Origin of the sequence: Microbacterium aquimaris (assembly GCF_039531285.1) — a bacterium.
GTDB lineage: Bacteria > Actinomycetota > Actinomycetes > Actinomycetales > Microbacteriaceae > Microbacterium > Microbacterium aquimaris.
The window spans coordinates 1,802,390-1,821,845 of record NZ_BAAAPT010000001.1 but is presented as its reverse complement, the minus strand read 5'-3'; the positions used below and the strand labels follow the sequence as shown (position 1 = coordinate 1,821,845).

At 62.1% G+C, this 19,456-nt stretch carries 14 protein-coding genes; 7 read left to right on the top strand and 7 right to left on the bottom strand.

The window, feature by feature from the left end:
• The first annotated feature begins 102 nt into the window (after positions 1 to 102).
• From ABD204_RS08320 to ABD204_RS08310, 3 genes are all read left to right on the top strand, one after another.
• Positions 103 to 2,175, top strand: a complete 2,073-nt coding sequence (locus tag ABD204_RS08320; protein ID WP_194425050.1) for an acyltransferase family protein — start codon at positions 103 to 105, stop codon at positions 2,173 to 2,175.
• 21 nt (positions 2,176 to 2,196) lie between these two features.
• On the top strand, positions 2,197 to 3,099 hold the full coding sequence (locus ABD204_RS08315; RefSeq protein ID WP_194425049.1) for a glycosyltransferase family 2 protein: 903 nt from the start codon (positions 2,197 to 2,199) through the stop codon (positions 3,097 to 3,099).
• A gap of 144 nt (positions 3,100 to 3,243) precedes the next feature.
• Positions 3,244 to 4,188, top strand: coding sequence for a glycosyltransferase family 4 protein (locus ABD204_RS08310; RefSeq protein ID WP_194425048.1), 945 nt, complete (start codon positions 3,244 to 3,246; stop codon positions 4,186 to 4,188).
• Here ABD204_RS08310 and ABD204_RS08305 read toward each other — a convergent pair.
• Genes ABD204_RS08305 through ABD204_RS08280 form a run of 6 tightly spaced genes read right to left on the bottom strand, consistent with a single transcriptional unit; the run spans position 4,147 to position 11,554 of the window.
• Positions 4,147 to 5,892, bottom strand: a complete 1,746-nt coding sequence (locus tag ABD204_RS08305; RefSeq protein ID WP_194425047.1) for a glycosyltransferase family 2 protein — start codon at positions 5,890 to 5,892, stop codon at positions 4,147 to 4,149. The genes ABD204_RS08310 and ABD204_RS08305 overlap by 42 nt on opposite strands.
• Positions 5,849 to 6,601, bottom strand: coding sequence for an ABC transporter ATP-binding protein (locus tag ABD204_RS08300; RefSeq protein WP_194425046.1), 753 nt, complete (start codon positions 6,599 to 6,601; stop codon positions 5,849 to 5,851). Before ABD204_RS08300 ends, ABD204_RS08305 begins: the two co-directional genes overlap by 44 nt.
• Entirely contained in the window at positions 6,601 to 7,476 is an 876-nt protein-coding gene (locus ABD204_RS08295; protein ID WP_241748064.1) for an ABC transporter permease, read from the bottom strand. The genes ABD204_RS08300 and ABD204_RS08295 overlap by 1 nt, the downstream gene beginning before the upstream one ends.
• Before the next feature lie 43 nt (positions 7,477 to 7,519).
• Positions 7,520 to 9,340, bottom strand: coding sequence for a glycosyltransferase family 2 protein (locus tag ABD204_RS08290; protein WP_194425044.1), 1,821 nt, complete (start codon positions 9,338 to 9,340; stop codon positions 7,520 to 7,522).
• Between the two features lie 8 nt (positions 9,341 to 9,348).
• On the bottom strand, positions 9,349 to 11,037 hold the full coding sequence (locus tag ABD204_RS08285) for a glycosyltransferase (RefSeq protein ID WP_194425043.1): 1,689 nt from the start codon (positions 11,035 to 11,037) through the stop codon (positions 9,349 to 9,351).
• Positions 11,038 to 11,089: 52 nt separating this feature from the next.
• Positions 11,090 to 11,554 carry a GtrA family protein gene (locus tag ABD204_RS08280; RefSeq protein WP_206697514.1) on the bottom strand — a complete coding sequence of 155 codons (465 nt, stop codon included), beginning with the start codon at positions 11,552 to 11,554 and terminating at the stop codon, positions 11,090 to 11,092.
• 72 nt (positions 11,555 to 11,626) lie between these two features.
• Between ABD204_RS08280 and ABD204_RS08275 the strand changes: the two genes are divergently transcribed.
• The 3 genes from ABD204_RS08275 (at position 11,627) to ABD204_RS08265 (ending at position 16,760) form a co-directional block, all read left to right on the top strand.
• On the top strand, positions 11,627 to 12,571 hold the full coding sequence (locus tag ABD204_RS08275; RefSeq protein WP_194425042.1) for a glycosyltransferase: 945 nt from the start codon (positions 11,627 to 11,629) through the stop codon (positions 12,569 to 12,571).
• A 402-nt stretch (positions 12,572 to 12,973) separates the two neighbouring features.
• On the top strand, positions 12,974 to 14,371 hold the full coding sequence (locus ABD204_RS08270) for a DUF6020 family protein (RefSeq protein ID WP_194425041.1): 1,398 nt from the start codon (positions 12,974 to 12,976) through the stop codon (positions 14,369 to 14,371).
• A 232-nt stretch (positions 14,372 to 14,603) separates the two neighbouring features.
• Positions 14,604 to 16,760: a hypothetical protein gene (locus tag ABD204_RS08265; RefSeq protein WP_194425040.1), complete on the top strand. Its 2,157-nt coding sequence runs from the start codon at positions 14,604 to 14,606 to the stop codon at positions 16,758 to 16,760.
• A gap of 47 nt (positions 16,761 to 16,807) precedes the next feature.
• Here ABD204_RS08265 and ABD204_RS08260 read toward each other — a convergent pair whose 3' ends face one another.
• Positions 16,808 to 18,181, bottom strand: coding sequence for an LGFP repeat-containing protein (locus ABD204_RS08260; protein ID WP_344098425.1), 1,374 nt, complete (start codon positions 18,179 to 18,181; stop codon positions 16,808 to 16,810).
• Between the two features lie 262 nt (positions 18,182 to 18,443).
• Between ABD204_RS08260 and rfbB the strand changes: the two genes are divergently transcribed.
• Complete coding sequence (gene rfbB / locus ABD204_RS08255) at positions 18,444 to 19,442, top strand: dTDP-glucose 4,6-dehydratase (RefSeq protein ID WP_194424143.1); 999 nt, start codon at positions 18,444 to 18,446, stop codon at positions 19,440 to 19,442.
• The last annotated feature ends 14 nt before the right edge of the window (positions 19,443 to 19,456 follow it).

The window sequence follows — 19,456 nt, the reverse complement described above, 5'->3', positions numbered from 1 at the left end:
ACGGCGCTGCCGTGATGCTCGATGCCGGCGGCCACGTAACATTGTCTCGTCTTCGCGACGAGCGCGCGAAGACACCCATGAGCGACACGAGGTCTGAAGCAGATGAGATCCGCGGAAGCATCCCCGCCTGCAGGGTCGACGCAGGCGACGGCGTTGCCCTCTTCTCCCTCACGGGTCGTCCGGGCGGACCTGCAGGCACTTCGTGCGTTCGCAGTCCTCGCCGTTGTCGCCTACCACCTCTGGCCAGGCGCGGTCCCCGGCGGGTACATCGGGGTCGATGTGTTCTTCGTGATCAGCGGATACCTGATCACGGAGCACCTCCTGCGGCGTCACCGTCAGCACGGGGGCATCTCAATTGCCCACTTTTGGGCCGCACGCGCACGGAGACTCCTCCCCGCCGCCCTCACCGTGCTCCTCGTCAGCGTGGCCCTGACGCTGCTGTGGGCGCCGCCCGCGCTACGTGCCCAATACTTACAGTCGGTCATCGCGAGCGCCCTCTACGTCGAAAACTGGCAACTCGCCGCGAACGCGATTGACTACCTCGGCCAGGAGAACGCGCCACCGATCGCACAGCACTACTGGTCACTTTCGGTCGAGGAGCAGTTTTACCTCATCTGGCCCCTCTTGATCCTCGCGGCTGGAGCCCTGGCTGCACGCATGCGCTCACGGTCCGGCGTGGTTCTGGGGGTAGCACTCTCCACCCTTGCCGTATTCTCCCTCTCGCTATCGATCTGGTGGAGTGCCAACGAGCCTGGCCTCGGATATTTCTCAACGATCAGTCGCATGTGGGAGTTTGCAATCGGAGCCGCAGTCGCCCTTCTGCCGGCAATGACCCTGCGCTCAAGGTCTTGGCGCGGCGCGACGTGGTTCGGAGCGTGGGGGTCGCTGGCGTGCATCGTCTTCATCTTCGGAGCTGACACCACGTTCCCCGGCCCCTCCGCGCTCTGGCCGACTCTTGCCGCCGCCGCATTGATCGCCGTGGGGCCCATCGCACCGTTCAGGTTGCTCCATCGAGCTCAGAGCGCCCTTCCGATTCAATGGGTCGGCGACCACTCGTATGGCATCTACCTCTGGCACTGGCCGCTCATCGTCATCGCGCCATGGGTGCTGGGTGCACCTCCATCTTTCGTTTGGAACGTGGGGATCCTTGCCACTTCTTTTCTCGCCGCAGCCATCACCAAGAAGGTGATCGAGGACCCCATACGCTTCGGACGCACAGCAATCCAGGCTCGTCCCGGACGAGTCGCCTGGCTCACCGCTGCCGCTATGGTCGTTGTGCTGGCAGCGGCCATCGCCTCGCTTAGCGCAACGTCATCGACGGGTAGCGCGCGGCCCTCCGCTGAGCTCGCCGACCCGACCCGATGCCACGGTGCGTCTGCGATGCTGTCGCCAACCTGTGCTGATGCTCTGACGTCCGAGACCCCGGTGGCAGCGCTGACTCCCGCGATAACCGGCCTCTACGACGACACCGGCGGCGCGTATCGCTGTTACGACCAGCAGCCCAGCGGCAATCCGACTTCCTGCACCGTTGCAAGCGGTGGCCCCTCGGCAACACGCGTGGCCCTGGTGGGCGACTCTCACGCCGCGATGCTCATCCCAGCACTCGAGGTCATAGCGCGCGAACGAGGATGGTCCGTGGACGTCTGGGTGGGGCGTGGCTGCAAGTGGTACGCGGACACTCCCGAAACGGACTGCGCCGCTCGCCACGACGAGATCGACGAGAAGGTCCTAAGCGGTGAGTACGACTTGCTCGTGGAGACATGGCGTAACGGCGATAGCGACGACGCTGATGCAGCACGCGTCAGTGACGCTCTCTCTTCTCGCTGGTCGACCGCCTGGAAACGAGGTACGGCCGTCGCAGCCGTGATCGACAACCCCGCGATGCCGCGCCCCGCGGAAGAGTGTCTGCTTTCCACGGAGGTCTTCACAGCCGATTCGTGTTCGTTTCCCCGCCCCGATGCCGCGCTCGCGACGGACCCCCTCCGCACCGCCGCGGAGCGCAGTCCTGCGACGCCCGTCGACCTCACCAGCGCCTACTGCCACGAGACGTGTCCCGTCGTTGTGGGTGGAGTCGTCATTTACCGAGATTCGCACCACATCACCGCTTCATTCAGCACGACGCTGTCATCCGCGCTGGGAGACCGCCTCGACAGCGCTCTCGCCTCACGCGGTTGACCAGCGGGAATCAGGAGAACCGTGTCCCCACGAGTCAGCATCATCACCCGTACCAAAGACCGCCCGCTGCTGCTCGCACGGGCGTTGTCGAGTATATGCTCGCAGACGTTCACAGACTTCGAGGTGATCATCGTGAATGACGGTGGGGACCCGGACGTCGTCTCTTCATGCGTGCAGGCACTCGCTGAACCACAACGCGCCCGCATAAGACGGATCGATCACGAACGTCCGCACGGGCGCTGGCCAGCTGCCAACGCAGGTGTGCACGCAGCACGTGGTGAGTTCCTCGTTCTGCACGATGACGATGACAGCTGGGACCCTCGCTTCCTCGAGACCTGTGTCCAGTACCTGGAGGAGAATCCGGAGCGAGCGGGCGTCGTCGCACGCACGGTGATCGTTCGGGAGCACCTCGTCAACGGCGAGTACGAGGCTTTCGCAACCGAGCCGTTCGTGCCGGAATCGGTCGCGCCTCTCCTGATGGATCAAATGCGATTCAACCACTTCGTGCCGATTGCGTTCCTCTACCGTTCCTCCCTTCATGACGAACTCGGACCATACGACGAGCGCCATCCCGTGGTCGCCGATTGGCAATTCAATACTCAGGTCCTATTGCAAGGGCCTCTCGAATACGTCTCCCCAAGGCCGTTGGCATTCTGGCACCAGCGACCATCTGTAGCTGGTGTAGACGGCAACAGCGTCATTGCCGACGGCAACTCACACGCACTCTCTGATGCACTTCTTCGCGACGAAGCTTTCCGCTCGACTGTCACGTCCGACGGCACCGGCCTGGTTCTGTACATGGAGCGTCGGTTCACGGAATTCGAGCGATCAATGGTTGCACGGATGGAGGCGCGGCACCTCGTGTACCGGGCAGTGAAGCCGCTCGTTCTCCGTATCCGCCGCCTGCGACGACGCAACCGCTGACTGGGAGTGATCGTGCACGCACCACGGCTTCAGGTCTTTCCGGCGTGGGGAGGAAATCCTTACCTCGTCACAATGTCCCTTGCTCCGCGGGCAGACGGCTACAGCATCCTTCCGACCGTCGCATTCCATGATTTGCTCCGGACGATGCGTCTCCTCGGCCACGGCGACGTGCTCCACATTCACTGGACTTCGCCGATTCTGCAGAACGCGCCTTCCCGCGCGGTCGCGCAAAAACGGTTGCGGCGATTCTCGCGAGCCCTGCGCGGACTCGAGAAGCGACGAGCGTCGCTCATTTGGACCGTCCATAATCGTCTTCCCCACGAAATCTCATACCGCGATGAGGAGGTCGAGCTCTACCGTCTGCTCGCGAATCAGGCCGACCGCGTCCATGTGATGTCGCCGAGCACCGCAGAGGTTCTCGCGGATACCTGTACGATCGCGCCTGAGAAGACGAGGACGATTCCGCACCCAAGCTATGCAGGGGTATACGACACCGGGATGACGCGGGCGCAGGCGCGAGCGGCATTCAACCTCGGGGAGAAGAAGAGGTCGGTACTGTTCGTCGGCCAGATCCGGCCATACAAGGGTGTCAGCAGCCTGGTGAGAGCCGTCGAGATCGCATCTCGCACGCGACGCGACCTGGTGCTTCTCCTCGCGGGAAAGGCGAAAGAAGGCAGCGAAGAGGGCATCGACGACCTCGTCCCATCCCACGTCACCGCCCACACACATTTCGACTTCGTGCCCGATGACGAGATCGCTCGGTGGTACCTCGCCGCCGATATCACTGTGCTGCCCTACCGCGCGGTACTCAATTCAGGAAGCATCCACCTGGCCGCGACCTTCCGCGTGCCTGTCATCATTCCGGACGAGCCGCACCTCCGAGAGCAGTTCGACCGGCAGCCATGGGTCGCATTCTTTGACCCGGCAGATCCTGAAGAATCTATCGCGAGACTTCTCGCTGACGAGGCGACATTCGCCGACCTCGCGCCAGCAGACTTCGACGACTTCCTTCGAGACATCAGTCCGTGGCGCGTGTCGCTTCAGTATCTATCGTTGCTTGCCGACTTGACGTCGCAGCATCGCCACTAGTCGACCTGCACGAGGCTCCACGAGCGACCGGGCTCCGCGAACAGCCCAGTTGCGACGACGCGTTACAGAAAGGGTTGACCCCCATCGCTCGACGACGATGCTGTCACGTCTTCTTGGGGGTCGAGGTTCCCCGGCGACATCGCGCAACCCCACCGGCGCTCCATCCACCACCACAGCGGAGTGGGCGTGCTCGAATAGCCTTAGAGCCCGAGCCCGGAACGTCGCCGTCCACCGACCGCTGTCGGTGTCCACTCTTACGCGTCTCGGCGACACAATCCTTCGCGCCCCTTGATGATCGGCACCGATCAGTACGGGGAGGAACGAGTCGGAGCAGACCGAGGTCCCCGAGAGAACTATCTCCCGACCCCCCGTCATGTCGGTGAGCACGACGCCCAGCTTCGCCCGCTTCTGCAAAGCCGCGGAAGCCTCGCTGTCGCCGCCTGACCTGACGTCCTCCGGAACGCTGGACGCAATCAGCCTTTCCTCGAATCGTCCGGCTGCCGCAAGCAATCGCTCCCATGCCCGGGACCACTCAGGATCATCCAGATCCTCCGAGGCGAGCGTTCGTCGGATTTCCGCCAGCAGGAGCGGACGCAACAAGGTGGGTGCCAGGGGGCTTCCCGCTACCGCCGCGAGCAAGTCGCTCCACAGATCGCTGGCTTCGCGGACAGAAAGGTGGGGGGGCTCCTGCAGGATAGCTGCCGCCCGCGCTGCTCGTGTGTCGCCGCTGAGAGTGAGTTCGAACGTCAGCTGCTTCAGGGCGTCGATCGTCGGAATGTCTCCCACGATCCCAATGAGCTCTCGAAGAGCCGTTGTAATCTCTGGCGAAAGCGGGGCCCCGATATCCCGCGTACCGTAGAACTTCCGCAGATGCGCGAAACCGTCGCGATCATAGATCAGATACGCGTAGACACGAGAGAGAGCGTCGTCTCTCTGGGCAGCGATCAGCTGCGCGCATTCCAGCTCCTGGGTGAGATAGCTCAGCAGAGACGCGTCAGAGCCTGCCCGGGAGGTCATCGACGACGAGCCGGGGCGGTCCCGATACAGGTAGACGACTTTCGAGATCACATCAATGGTGCTCGCACCAAGATATGCGCGCACCATTGGGACAATGTCGTTGGATCGGGCCGCGTCAGGGAAGGTAATGCCTGACCTCTCCCAGAAGTCGCGGCGGAAGGCCTTGTTCCAGCACGGCCGGCTCATCAGCAGGGTCGGATGCTCGAGAAACGTCGTCCCCGAGACTGCATGCGAGTACGCCGTCATGCTCGCGGTGGGGCGCCACATCGCGGAGGACGAGAACTTCCAGTAGTCACCGAAAACCACGTCTGACCCGCTGTCCTCCAACGAAGCGACGAGCGCTCGGTATGCACCGTCGGGAACGAGATCATCGCCATCGCAGAAGACGAGGTACCGCCCCCGGGCCACCTCAGCTCCGAGGTTTCGCGCCGGTCCGCCACCACCGACCTTCGAGCGCAGCAGCCGAAAGCGCGAATCGCCGCGTGCAAACTGCTCCACGAGTTCGTCAGTCCCGTCCGTCGAGCCGTCGTCGACGACGAGCACCTCCATGGAAGTGACCTGCTGTCGTGAGAGCGAGAACAGCGTCTCCTCAACCCACGGCCGAACGTTGTGCGTTGGGACGACAACCGAGAGAAGCGGTCGCTCAGCGCTTGTCGAGATAACCGACTGCGGTGTCGATGTCGCCATCGAAAACCTTCTTACCCTTGCTGATCACGATTCCGCGGGAGCACAGTTCCCGAACGGTGCCAGCGTTGTGACTCACGACCAGCATCGTCTTGCCCTGTGCAGTAAGTTCCTTGATCTTGGTATGACATTTCGCTCGGAATGGCGCATCTCCCACGGAGAGGACCTCATCCACGAGCAGGATATCCAAGTCCACATGGATCGCCACCGCGAAGGCGAGACGCATGAACATGCCCGAGGAGTAGTGCTTGACCTCTTGATCGATGAAGTCACCGATCTCGGAGAACGCCACAATGTCGTCGAATCGCTCGTCGATCTGCCGACGTCCCATGCCCAGGATGGCAGCGTTGAGGTAGACGTTCTCGCGGCCCGAGAGGTCGGGGTGGAAGCCCGCCCCAACCTCGATAAGGCCGGCCACTCGTCCCCGAGTAAGCACCTGTCCACGATCAGGGCGCATGACGCCAGCGATCAGCTTGAGGGTGGTGGACTTGCCCGACCCGTTTAGCCCGAGCACAGCGACCGACTCCCCTTCACCGACCTGGAAGGACACGTCGTCCAGTGCGTGGAAGACGTCCGCACGAACTTTCTTCTTCTTGATCCACCCAACGAACGCTTCCTTGAAGGAATGCGTGTTGCGACGAAGGAACTTCTTCGAGACATGGTCGACAACGATGCATGGGTCCGTCGCCGTCTTGATCAGTGTCTGAGACATCACAGGTCCTGCGCAAACGTTCGTTCGAATCGGCTGAAGGTGAGCTGCCCGACGACGAGCATCACGATCGTAATGCCAGCAGCAATGGCCGACGAGATCGGGAAGAAGTCGGGGAACACGTGGGATTCCCCGGTCGTGCCAGCCCAGAATCCCGCATGGCCCAACTCCACCGCCACCGTCAGGGGATTGCTCATGTAGAGAAAGAAGACCCAAGGGTGATTGATCAACGCCGCCGCGATCAGCGTCCAGGTGTAAAGCACCGGGGACGTCCACGTGGCGAACATCTTGATGAGGTCGACAAAGTTCTCGGCGTCTCGGAACCGGACGTTAAGTCCGGCGAAGAACAACCCGAGGCCGAGCGCAAAGCTGACGACTAGGAGTATGCCCAAGAGAGCACCGCCCAACGTCACCAGCGAGGGCGTCCAGCCTACGAGGAGGCAGACAACGAGCAAGATAGCCAGCTGGGGCAGGAAGTGGATCATCGCGACGAAGATCGCGGCGATCGGAAAAAGCTCGCGAGGGAGGTAGATCTTCTTCACCAGCGCGCGGTTGCCGACGATGGAACTCGTGGCGTTGCCGAACGCCTCATTGAAGAGATTGACCATGACGATCCCTGAGAAGAGATAGATCGCAAAGTTCGGCACATCCCGGTGGAACTGCAGCACGATCCCCATCACGAAGTAGTAGATGAGGAACTGCGCACCCGGCTTCACATATGACCACACCCATCCCAGAACGGAGTTCCGGTATCGGGTCGCGGTTCCCTTGCGCACGAGCAGGCGCAAGAGGTAGGTCCAGCGGGCGACATCGAGAATGCCGCGGCCCTTTCCGGGGACGTCGAACGCGGAGATGTCGATCAGGGAACCAACGGACAAGTCGGACTGCTTTCTCGGGTGAGAGGGGGGCAACCGGTCCATCTTATTCGGGCAATCTCAATGAGTTCTGTGGCGCGACGGCTCGCAGTGCCGCGTCGGTCTCAGGGAGCACGCATCCCCGCCACTGTTCGAAGGTGTTCTCCAACAACAAGGACTCCGAGCGCACCCAGGTGTGCCCATCGTCATGACGTATGTAGAGGTAACCGAGGCCGTGCGTGCGGTATCCGATTCCGCCATTGCGGAACACATCCAGAAGGACAGACCGGTCCGTCGAGTGGCGCGTGGGACGCCAACCCCCCATGCTGTCAAGAGTCCCCCGCGACAGCATCATCGCGCCACCTGCGAGCTGTCGGTGATACCGCTCGGTCGCAAAAGTACGGTGCACCGTCTGGTTGATCCGCTCGAAGTAGAGGTACTCCGTCGTCTTCCCGACGATGTCCGCCCCCGAATAGAGATGCGCCAGCACAAGGTCCCACACAACGTGGGGCGAATACCAGTCGTCGTCATCGGCCTTGAGAATCAAGTCGCCGGTCGACTCCCTTACGGCGTCGGCGAGAACGCTACCGAAGGGCTGAGAGCTGGGCCGAGAGATGACGCGCACTTGTCCTCGCTCCGCGAAGGGCGAGAATTGCTCAGCCGCCTCCTGACCGGTCCCGTGCAGAGCGAGGATGATCTCGACGTCCGGATAGTCCTGCGCGGCCAGAAGCGCGAGCACGCTACCGACCCGGTGCGGACGTATCGTCGACAAGACGATGCTCACGCGAGGAAGAATCCGCGCACCCGCTGCCGAGGAGACCCTGTCTGCCAGCCGCAGGTAGCCGGAGTGCGCGAGCATCGCCGCACGACGTTGCTCCACGGACCGCCTCTCGCGAGCCATGCCGATGGTGTGGTCGTAGGGGAGGGTGACTAGGCGGGACAGTGCCGACCCCAGTCCGGCGACGACTCGCTCTTCCTGCGGACGCAGGCTGTGAAGCACGGCTCCAGTAGCAGCCAGTTCGGCGAAACGCGCGGCAACGTGCGCTTCGGATTCGTCAGGCACACGCACCGCTTCTAGCGAGATCGACTCGACATTGACCAGTGACCGAACAACCTCGCGAGGCAGGGGCGCTCTCAGATCGATGACAAGATCAGGCGCTTCGACATCACAGTCGACATGGATGATCAGGCGATTGCCCTCGATCCTCGCACTCCCTCGCTGCGTCGAAGCTTCGAACTGCTGGACCCTGCCAATGGGGTTGTGGATCGCGAGATCTACAATTGGTTGCTCGACGCGCGCGTCCGACTGCCCGAGATTGCCAAGCGCGACCGGCACGAGCATGAGCTCGGGGTCTACCTCGGACAGGTTCCCCGCAACAACGTCAGCCGAGGTCAGGCCTACGCCGGCAAGCACGCGCGGCGGATCAGCGTTGGCGCCCGCCATACTGCGACCCAACAGGCCGATGGCCCCGTCCGGAGAATCCGCGTCTAATGCGATTCGCGGGAATCCCGCCCCGTGCAGCATGGTGACCGGGAGGAACGCGCCAATCAACCTGCGCACGATCTCTGCGAGATCTACGTCGTGGTCGAATGAGATCCTTGCCGTCGCCGTTCTGTTCGAGCGGTCGTACTTGATGTCAAAGGACTCCACACCTGAAAGGTTGGTCACGCCACCGCGCCAACCGGCGATCGGCGAAGCCCAGTCTTCGACCACGAGTGTGAGGTCTCTCGTGCGGCGAGCAGGCTCGCGAGTGACGGTCAGGGCACGGAGCAGGCTTGGATCAGCCACATTGATCTGCAAGGGCCGCTCAGTATGTCTCTTTGCGATCAGCGCTACACGCGCTGATCGCAAATCGCTGACCCTCAGGCGCACACGGAGAATGCTCATCTGCTCCCTCAGACCTTCCCGGCCTCGCGCTGCGGCTCGCTCCCGACGACTCCGCTCAGGCGACTGCGGAGCGAGCCAACCAGCGGGCGGGCCCTACGTGCAAGCGCGTACACGACCCGTCGAACACCACGCCGGAGCGTGCTGTGATTCACCCGCCGCTCCTTTTCCAGAAGCCACTCCGTGCGCTCAAGCCGTGCGGTGAGGTCTGCCACCTTCGAGTCGACTCGCACCACCTTCTCCGTACGGTCTACCGCACGGAGATCCTCCACCTGGCTCGCCGACTCTGGCGCCCATTCGACACCCCACACAGCGTCGACCGCGTCCACGAGCGACACGCCTTCGGTGACGTATGGCTGCGCGCGGTGAACGGCGGCGTTGTCCCAGATGCGCACGGACTCCTCAGGGGAGTGCCCCGGTGCCATGAAGTAGACAAGCCCCAGCCGCCGCTGGTCGGCGTATCGGTACATGTCGCGCACGCTGTCCGAGGTCACGCCAACCGTCACGGGGACGTCCAGACGGTAGGGGCTAGGGAAGACGGTTTCAGGCACCTCGTCCAGGAACCGAACGCGGGAATCGCTCCGGAACCACTCCTTCACAAGGTAGATCTCGTTGTCTGGATCTGCGAGGATGCGCCGACGATCCGGAGTGATGAGATGCCACGGACCAACGAGGTCTACCTGAACATCCGTCTCGGTCGAGTTGAGGATGCGGTCGACGCAGGCACGGACATATCCGACTGTCTCCATGTCGAACTCGACCACAGCCCGCACGAGCGGTACCTCCCATGTGCGGTTCGACGCAGTGCGTCGATACCGTGGAATCGGCATCCGCTGCGCGAAATGAACGTTGTTGTGCCATGCGACTTTATCCGCGTGGTCCTGCACGGTACCGCGTCCGAGATGCCACGAGCGTGCGGTACGCGCAGGAATGAAGACACCGCCTGCCTGCCAGATCTGATAGGCGATCTCCGTGTCCTCACCGAGACGAAGACGACGATCTTGACCGAGGGTTTGCTCGTAGACAGCGCGGGTCACTGACGCGCAGGCTCCCATATGCGTGGAGTAGTTCCGCCCGTCGGACGCATTTAGGTCATCTGTCTGCCGATAGATCGCCTCCGACCAGTGTTCGTGGAGCGTGGCGGGGTCCCAGAGGTCGGCAACCGTGCCGTCGCCAACCATGGTGTACACGGACTCTGGAGTGAAGTCCCACTCCTCCACGAAGCCCTTCTGACCGATGGTGGCGGCTTCCGGAATGAAGTGCGCCCACTTCGCGTGCTCCCGAACGTTGTCGCGGAACAGAACCATGTCGGAGTCGACCCAGTAGATGATGTCGCCCTTGGACGCCTCAATGCCGAGATAGGTGGCGTTCGAGCGCCCCCATCCCGTCTCGGGGTCAACTCGGATGAGTGTGGTGTTCGGGTGCGAGTATTCGCCGATCTCGACCGGTGGTTCGCTGCCGTCATCGACGACGATGACCTCTAGAAGATGCTCCGGGTAGTCCTGAGCGGCGAGCGAGGCGAGCGTCAGAGGCAAGGTCTTGCTGTTGTAGGCGGCGATGATCACCGACACGGACATACTCGGTTCCCACCCCTTGGGCACGGTGCCGTCAAAGACGTCTCGCCATTGGTTCTTGCGCACCACGCCCGTCAGGTGGTCTTGAGTGGACATGGGAACGATTGAGGAGACAGCGTTTGACACGCCCCGATGATACCGATGCCGACCTGGGCAAAGCCCGCGCGACTCACTTCCCTCAAGACCGGAAGACGAAGCGGTCGTAGGTCACAAAGCGGAACACCGTCGCGACCGCCTGGCCGACCAGCGTCCCTGCGACGTTGTCTGGCACCGGCCCCTCGAGCCCGAGAATGTACCGCGAGAAAGCGAGGCAACCGAGCTGAAGCAGGATCGCCATGACATTGAAGAGGGCGAACAATACGTATCGCGACCATCTGCGCGGCAGCTCCCGGCGACCGAATGTCCAGTAGCGGTTGCCGATGTAGGTGACCACAGAAGCGATTGCGATCGCTACTGTCTTAGCGACGAGCGGGAGCTCGTACATCGGACCTGTGCCGGCCAGTCCGAAGGCGAGCAGATTGAAGACCAAAGCATCGATGAGGAAGGCGCCGACACCAACCGCCAAGAAGGCAGCAATCTCCGAGCTACGACGACGAGCACCGGGGCGCTGAGCCCTGCTCGCTCCCGGGATGTTGGTTGGCACCGTGGTAGCTTAGTCCGCGCTAGCCGACCGAGCCTACTGAGGTCAGGTTGGCCCAGGAATTGGAGGCCGGCATTGCCCTTTACCCCTGCCATCGCAGCGATCGTCCCTTGCTACAACGAGGAGGCCGCCGTCGCACAGGTGGTCACTGATCTCCAACACGCTGTTCCCGGGATCAGCGTCTATGTGTACGACAACAACAGCACGGACCGGACAGCGGCGGTTGCTCGCGAGGCCGGTGCGATAGTGAGATCCGAGAGTTCTCGCGGCAAGGGCCATGTGATTCGTCGAGCATTCGCCGACGTCGAGGCGGACGTATACGTCATGATCGACGGGGACGATACATATGAAGCAGCCGCGCTCCCAAGAATGATCGAGACGCTACACAACGGCCCGTACGATCACGTATTGGGAGTGCGCCGTCAGGCGACAGCAACGGCGTACCGTCCTGGCCATGAGCTTGGAAATCGCGGCTTCAACTGGCTAGTCGGCAAAGTCTTCGGCATGTCTGTGTCGGACATGCTGAGTGGTTACCGCGTCATGTCACGGCGGTTCGTAAAGAGCTTCCCCGCTGGCTCGACCGGTTTCGAGGTCGAAACCGAACTGACCGTCCACGTTATGACCATCCGGGCTCCCCACAGCGAGGTAGAGGTGGGGTTCAAGGATCGCCCGATCGACAGCGAGAGCAAGCTTCGCACCTATCACGATGGCGCAAGAATCTTGGGCCTGGTTGCTCAGCTCACGCGCCACGAGCGACCGCTGTTCTTCTATGGGCTCATTGGGTTAACGCTTCTTCTCGTGGCATCTCTACTTGGCGCCCCCGTCGTGGCGGAGTATCTCTCCACCGGCCTCGTGCCGCGCCTTCCCACAACAATCCTCGCGACCGGCATTGGGGTGTTTGGCGCCCTGTCGATCGTGATCGGCCTTGTGCTTGACGGCGTGCTCCGGGCCCGCAGAGAGATGAGCCGCCTTATCTATCTCACGCACCCCATCCCCGACGCACAGGGCGTCGAGCGATAGCGCATGCGTCCTTCCGCGACGAATGTGGGTACTCCCGGTCGGCCACCGAGGTTCAAAGTGCTGCAGCTGAGACTGACCTCAGTGGATCCCTGGGCACTCGGGCTCGGCTTCACCTTGAGCGCATGCTCAGTCGTCGGCGCCTCTTATCACGCCACAGATAGCGCAGAGTGGTTCGCTAGCTCTGCAGGAGGAGCACTAGCGAGTCTCTTGGGCGTCGTAGGGCTTGGAGTTCTGCTCACCTTCATCATCACGCTGGTATTCAAAGCGATTGATCGCTCCTGGGCCCGCGGCGCGTCATCTGTCAGTTCCATGCGAGAGGCTGTGCGACGATGGCTAGCGCCCGCCTCGGCTGCGATTCTCTCCGGCTGGCTACCGTGGTTGGTCGCTCATTACCCCGGCGCAGTGGACTCGGACACCATCACTCAGCGCATGCAGTGGATAGGGCTGACGCCGCCGTCAAACCATCACCCTTGGTTCGACACCATGGTGTTCGGCCTGTTCTGGAACCTCGGCGACGCGATCGGGAGCCCGAACGCTGGGTTGTTCACCTATCTCCTCCTTCAAGAGGTTGCTCTCGCCATCGGGCTATCGCTCGGGTTCGTCTACCTGAGGCGCCTCGGCGCAAGTCGACTCGTGATGTGGACACTTGTTGTATTGGCCGCGGTTTTCCCCGTATTCATGAGCTCGGCGGCGGTGGTCAGTAAAGACTCCTTGGCAGTCGTTTTCTGGTTGCCTGCTCTCGTACTGTTCATCGAGGTTGCCCGCACTCGCGGCACGGTTCTCCGGAACGCCTGGGTCTGCTGGTCGGGGGCCGCAATCTTGACAGCCCTCATCATGACAAAGAAGACAAATGGGTACGTGGTTCTCCTGTGCGTCGTGATCGTTGCGTTCGTCGTCACCGCCGCAATCAGGCGGCGCATGCTGCTCGGAGTCGCCGTAGTCATTGGGGTTACGAGTTTCGTTTGGCCTTCTCTCGTGGTGCCAGCACTAGGGGTTAGCGCCGGCACATCGACCGACATGATGACCATCCCCGTGCAGCAGACGGCGCGGGTCGCGGCGGAATTTGGAGCGGATATCCCATCAAACGAGAGAGACGCGATCGATCGGATGTTGCGCTGGGAGGGACTCGGCGACGCGTACGTACCTGGTCGCTCGGACAGCGTCAAGGGGCGCTGGGACGATGCCGCCCCACTCTCCGACAAGCTCGCCTACGCGCAAGCCTGGCTAGCCCAAGGCCTCCGTTATCCGGGGACGTACATATCCGCAACCGCGGCCAACACATACGAGTACTTTGCACCCCTCACGCCGGTTGTCTTTCAGCTCAGCCTTACATTGGACCGATATGTGCCGTTCTGGGAGTCCAGGGCGTATGAGGAGGTCACGATCGCTGACATCGAGGCTGCAACGACAGACGTGTTGTTCGAACCAAGCATGCTCGACACGACGCGGAGTGTCATGAATGACCTCTACCGAGAGTTTGCGAACGCGACCCCATTGATGTCCAAAGCATTCTACTCCTCCTGGGTGCCGCTGTTTGTTCTGACCTACGCGCTACGTCGGCGAAGTGCTCTACATGTATTGGCGACGACACCTGCCTTGGTAAGCCTTGCCGTCCTCGTCGCCAGCCCAGTCGCGCTCCCGCGATACATGCTTCCCAGCATCATGAGTGCGATGTTCCTCATCGGCCTATGCCTACTGCCGGTAAGTCTTGCGCCACGGATCAAGAACAGGTCACCAAGACGGTCCGCGATAAGACGACGACCCGCGGCGGACCAGAGCTCCCCACCTCCACTGAGATAACGTCGTCTCAATCGTCGCATCCTCGATTCGTCGAGCCGATGTGAATCAGACGCCAATTTGGAGCCTCATGTACGCCAGTCTGACCTATGACGCTGTAGGTGGGTACCTTCGTTGCCGAACCGCCGGCGTCCCAGCCGGCGTCGCCGTCACCTATCGGCTAATGCGCCATGGAACGCTCGTCGATGAGCACGGTCCCACGCAGGCACGCGCCCACGAATGGAACTCAGACACCTTGGCTGAGAGAACTGCCGACTACCACGTCATCGTGAGCGCTGGAGGAGTTGACACAGAAACTGAGTGGCAATTCGTGCCGAGCGCCAGCGAGCGCACAGAGTTTCATCGTTGGCTCGCCGAACCGCTTCAGCGTCCGTCTGTCGTTCTCCCCCTCCTACCCGCTACGAATAGCCCCTACGAAACGATTGCGTTCGTGTGGGCCAAGCGACGGACAAGGGTGGCGGTTGCGCTCTCAGCTCTCGCACAGAGCGCCGGTGCCAAGTTCATCTCTCCGACTGGCCCGGACGCGCTGATGCGCGCGCACTCCGAAGCGCCAACACGCCTCAACAGCGGCGATTCGCTGGTGCTAACCAGCGCAGAGCCCGTGGAACTCAGTTCAATGCGCGCCTGGGGCGTAGGTTCTGGAGTCGCCTTTGACAATGGCGAACTTCGCCGTAGCCGCGACGTTGTAGGTGCTTTGTCGTCCGCGCCTATAGCGGGACGGGAGTCGCCGCGGTTCATGTCTAGAAATTGCGGCGATTTCCTGGCCGCTGTCCGATTCGCAGATGGCCACACCGAGTTTCACACGGACTACCTCGGCGTTTCCGGCTGGTTCGAGTACGTCTCCGACAAGGTGCACATCGTCGCCTCAAGCTTTCTTCTCGCTGTGCGGGTTGCAGCTGCCGTAGGCGAAAACTTGGCGCTGAACCTCGACGTCATAGATGCCGATTTCACGTCCCTCACGCAGCCGTTCCAACAACCTCTTCTGGATCAGCTGGAGCTCGCAGGCTTCAGCTGCGTAACTCCCGACAAGGTCCTCTCCGTCTCGTCGACAGGCGAGCGAATGACGAGTCTGAGTCTTCTCGGTTCCGACGTCGCGGCTCCTGATCGACTCACGGCGGAGCGCTACACCGATTTGATCGAGCAGGCCGCAGAAGAGATACGGGCGAACTGCCGAGCGATCGTCTCCGATCCCGATATCGAGTCGATCCGATGCGACATCACAGGCGGACTCGACTCAAGGCTGGTTCTCGCCGGCATATTGTCGACGGCCGCGTCAGACACTCGAGTATCGCTCTTCACTGAAGAATCCGCGGGCTCCGACTTCTCAGACGACGAAGAGGTAGCGCTGCTTATCGCGGACTACACCGGACTATCGTTCAGCGACCAGACAGCTATAAACATAGGGCAGTGCGCCGTCGAGCACCTTGCGGCCAAGCAGGTCGCTGCCACCTTCGGAACATATTGGCATCGCCTTCACGACCACCCTTGGGTGTGGGATGCCAAGACCGTCTACGTGGGGGGCGCGGGCCTTGGGAACGTAGCGCGCGACTACTCTACATCCGGCTGGCAACTGGCCCCGGCTCGCGTCGCAGCGGTCGAGGAAGTTGCACGGAATCTCGCTCTTCAGGTCTTCAAGTGGCGTGGCCGGGCCTCCCTCAAGGCGGCTCCTCGTGCCGGGATCTCGAGCATCGCGAGCGCTTGGGACACGTTGCCCGGCGATGAAGCCGAGAAGGGTTCGCTACTGTTCAATTTCCACCGGGCGCGATTTCATGGCGGCGGAGCGATCCCGGCGTCTCTTGGTGCCTGGCGAATCAGTCCGGGAGCAACTCGAGCGCTGCACCTTCTGCGCCTTATGGCCGGGCCGCTCCTAAATGGTCCACGCGTCCAAATCGATCTCATCCACAAGCTGAACCCCGGCCTTGCTGCGATTCCATATGGTCGCGAGAGCTACAACGAGGCATACTCCGCTGTGCACGGCGAGCTCCGACGCGACCTACGTCCGAATCCAGGGAAGCTCACCCGCGCGCGCAAGGAAGCAACGGAACACCTCACATGGGTCGATTGCGAGACGTGTGCCGCAACCCCTTCTCGCACTCCCGCAAGCCGCGAGGCTCTCGCAACGTTAGCGCACGAGTCGCTTCGGGAGCTGGGGCGCGACGAGGACCTACGCGAGATCCTGTTGCCCGCGTATCGATTCTTCCGGGATCACCTTGGGACGACCTTCCCCCTCGAGCATTCGTACTCTCGAACAGTGATGAATAAGGTCCTACACCTTCACGCACTCTGGAGTCTCGCGGTCCCATCGCAGGATAGACAACGCTTGGGCTCCCTGGGCGCAGCCACCAGAGCCAAGATGGACCAGCTGCGCAATCGGGCTCGCCGTCACAGTTGACCAGGCTACGTAACCCGAGCTAGCCTCACACTTTGCCCGCACGATCATCATCGAATGAGTGACACTGAATCGGTCTGCGCGTCCCAGCGGGCAGTACCTCCCTGGAAAGACTGTTCTGCAGCGTCGCTCATTTGCTTGACGGCTCCGGTCGGATACCCCATTTCGCCGCGTTCGAAGTCCTGAGCGCGCCAGTAGGTCCGGATCACACCATGCGTCTCCCACGCACCCGTCGACTCCGTCCACGAGATCGCACCACCCTGGAAATTCTGGTAGCAGCCATCCTGCAACTTCCCACACACCACCGGACCCGTCGGATACTGCAGGACACTCCGCTCAAAATCCAAAGCACGCCACCGCGCCCGGATCACACCATGCGTCTCCCACGCACCCGTCGACTCCGTCCACGAGATCGCACCACCCTGGAAATTCTGGTAGCAGCCATCCTGCAACTTCCCACACACCACCGGACCCGTAGAGCGCCCAAGTACTCCCTGCACCCCGTCAAGGGCCTCCCAGCGGGCCATAATTGCCTTCGCCCCAGGGCTCCCATGAGTCGAGCCGAACCAGTCCGTGAAGTACTGGTAGAAGTTTCGGTTGCCGTACGACGAGCACCCGTCTCCGGTGCCGTACCCGGCCTCGATTGCTGCCGCATTGGGCTGGTAGGGGGTGTAATAGTACAGGTTCGCGGTGGCCTGGTTCTGCACGTACACCGGCGACGAACCACAGGAGTGGTTCGGGTTCCAAAGTATGTTCCAGGTCTTGCCCGGGGCGTACCACGTGAAGTACTGGCTTGTCCCCGCGGGGTTGGCGTATCGCTTGAACTGCCATGCGGCGCCGTAGACCTGATTGAAGAAGCCGTAGTAGCGCGTGTCGCACGCCGCCGTATCGGGGCAACCCTGGCCCATCGCGATGCGGTATCTCCAGTCGCTCGGCCACACATGGTTGACGAGCCCCTGCTCTTTCTGAAGGGTGGCGAGAATCACCTGTGGGTTGATCCCGCAGGCTTGAGCGACCTTGTAGATGATGCGAGAGGCGCGTTCGCTTCCTCCGCCTGAGTAGGCGCCGCACATGGCATCAGCGGACGTCGACCGGGTCGTGTCGTACCAGTCCTTCAAGCATGTATAGCCCGCCCGACAGCTCGGCACCTTCTCTTCCAGGAAGGTCTGGATCTGCGCCTCGGTCATCGTCGAACTATCGAAGAAGACCTCGTCGCTGATGATGTTGCCGGCCTCGAATTTCGATAGGTCCGCTGTACGGATCGAGTCACCCAGTGCCGTCTCGGCGTCGAAGTCGGACGCAGCAGTGGCCGTCGCTGCGGGGCCCGCCGGTATCGTCGCCTCAGCCGCGGATGCCGCAGGCGCCACCAGAAGACTCACGAGCATCGCGAGCACCGCAAGGATCGGCGCAAGCAGTCGCCTCATGTATCCGTCTCCTTCGTCATGGCAGATACTGTGACCAGTGTGGCGAAAGTTACAGCTGAATACAATGTGGCTGTTGTGCATTCGGCATCCGGTGGCACACCGGGGCGTTCGGACAATCCGAGCCTTCAAAGCTCTAGCCTGCTACGAGATGCCGCCGAGAACGAGGCGCGACACGACCCGACCGGCACAGCATTCGGAAGCAGGGCGTGTCGCTCGTCGCTTGTGAGCGGGCCGCCCAACGTGAGCAAGAGGTGATGCGGCGATGAAACGCGTGCTTGTCACCGGTGGCGCAGGGTTCATCGGCGTGAACTTCATCCGCCACGTCCTCGCGCACACTGGGCTCGACGTCGTCGTTCTGGACAAGCTGACCTACGCCGGAAACCTCTCGTCCCTCGCCAGGCTTCCCGCACATCGCCTGCGTTTCGTGCACGGCGACATCGCGGACGCGGAGCTAGTCGACACCCTCTTTTCCGACATCGACACCGTCGTCCACTTCGCCGCCGAGTCCCACAACGATAACGGCCTTGATAAGCCGAGGCCCTTCGTCGACACGAATATCGTGGGCACCTTCACCCTGCTGGAAGCGGCGAGGAATCACGACGTCCGTTTCCACCATGTCTCGACGGACGAGGTCTTCGGCGAACTCAATCTCGACGATCCCACGCGGTTCACCGAGGAGTCCGCACTGGACCCTTCCTCCCCCTACTCGGCGACAAAGGCCGGAAGCGATCTGCTCGTCAAAGCATGGGCACGTTCCTTCGGGGTGCGCGCGACCGTGTCCAATTGCTCGAATAACTACGGTCCGTATCAGCACGTCGAGAAGTTCATTCCGCGACAGATCACGAACGTGCTTCGGGGCAAGCGGCCTCGCGTGTTCGGGACCGGAGTCAATGTGCGAGATTGGCTTCACGCCGAGGACCACGCATCCGCCGTCCTCGCCATCCTGCGGGAAGGGCAGATCGGCCGACGCTATCTCGTCGGAGGTGTCGGCGAGGTAGACAATCGAACGGTCGTCGAGCTGATCCTCCGCCTCATGGGGGAGCGGCCCGACGCCTACGATCTCGTCGCCGACCGACCGGGTCACGACCTTCGCTACGCCATCGACTCTTCACGGCTGCGAACCGAACTGGGCTGGTCGCCGAGGTACTCCGACTTCGAGGCTGGACTTGCCTCGACGATCCGCTGGTACCGCGAGCATGAATCATGGTGGGGGGACGCGAAAGAACGGGTGGAGGCGTTCTATGCCGAGCGCGGCCAGTGACACGATGCGCCATC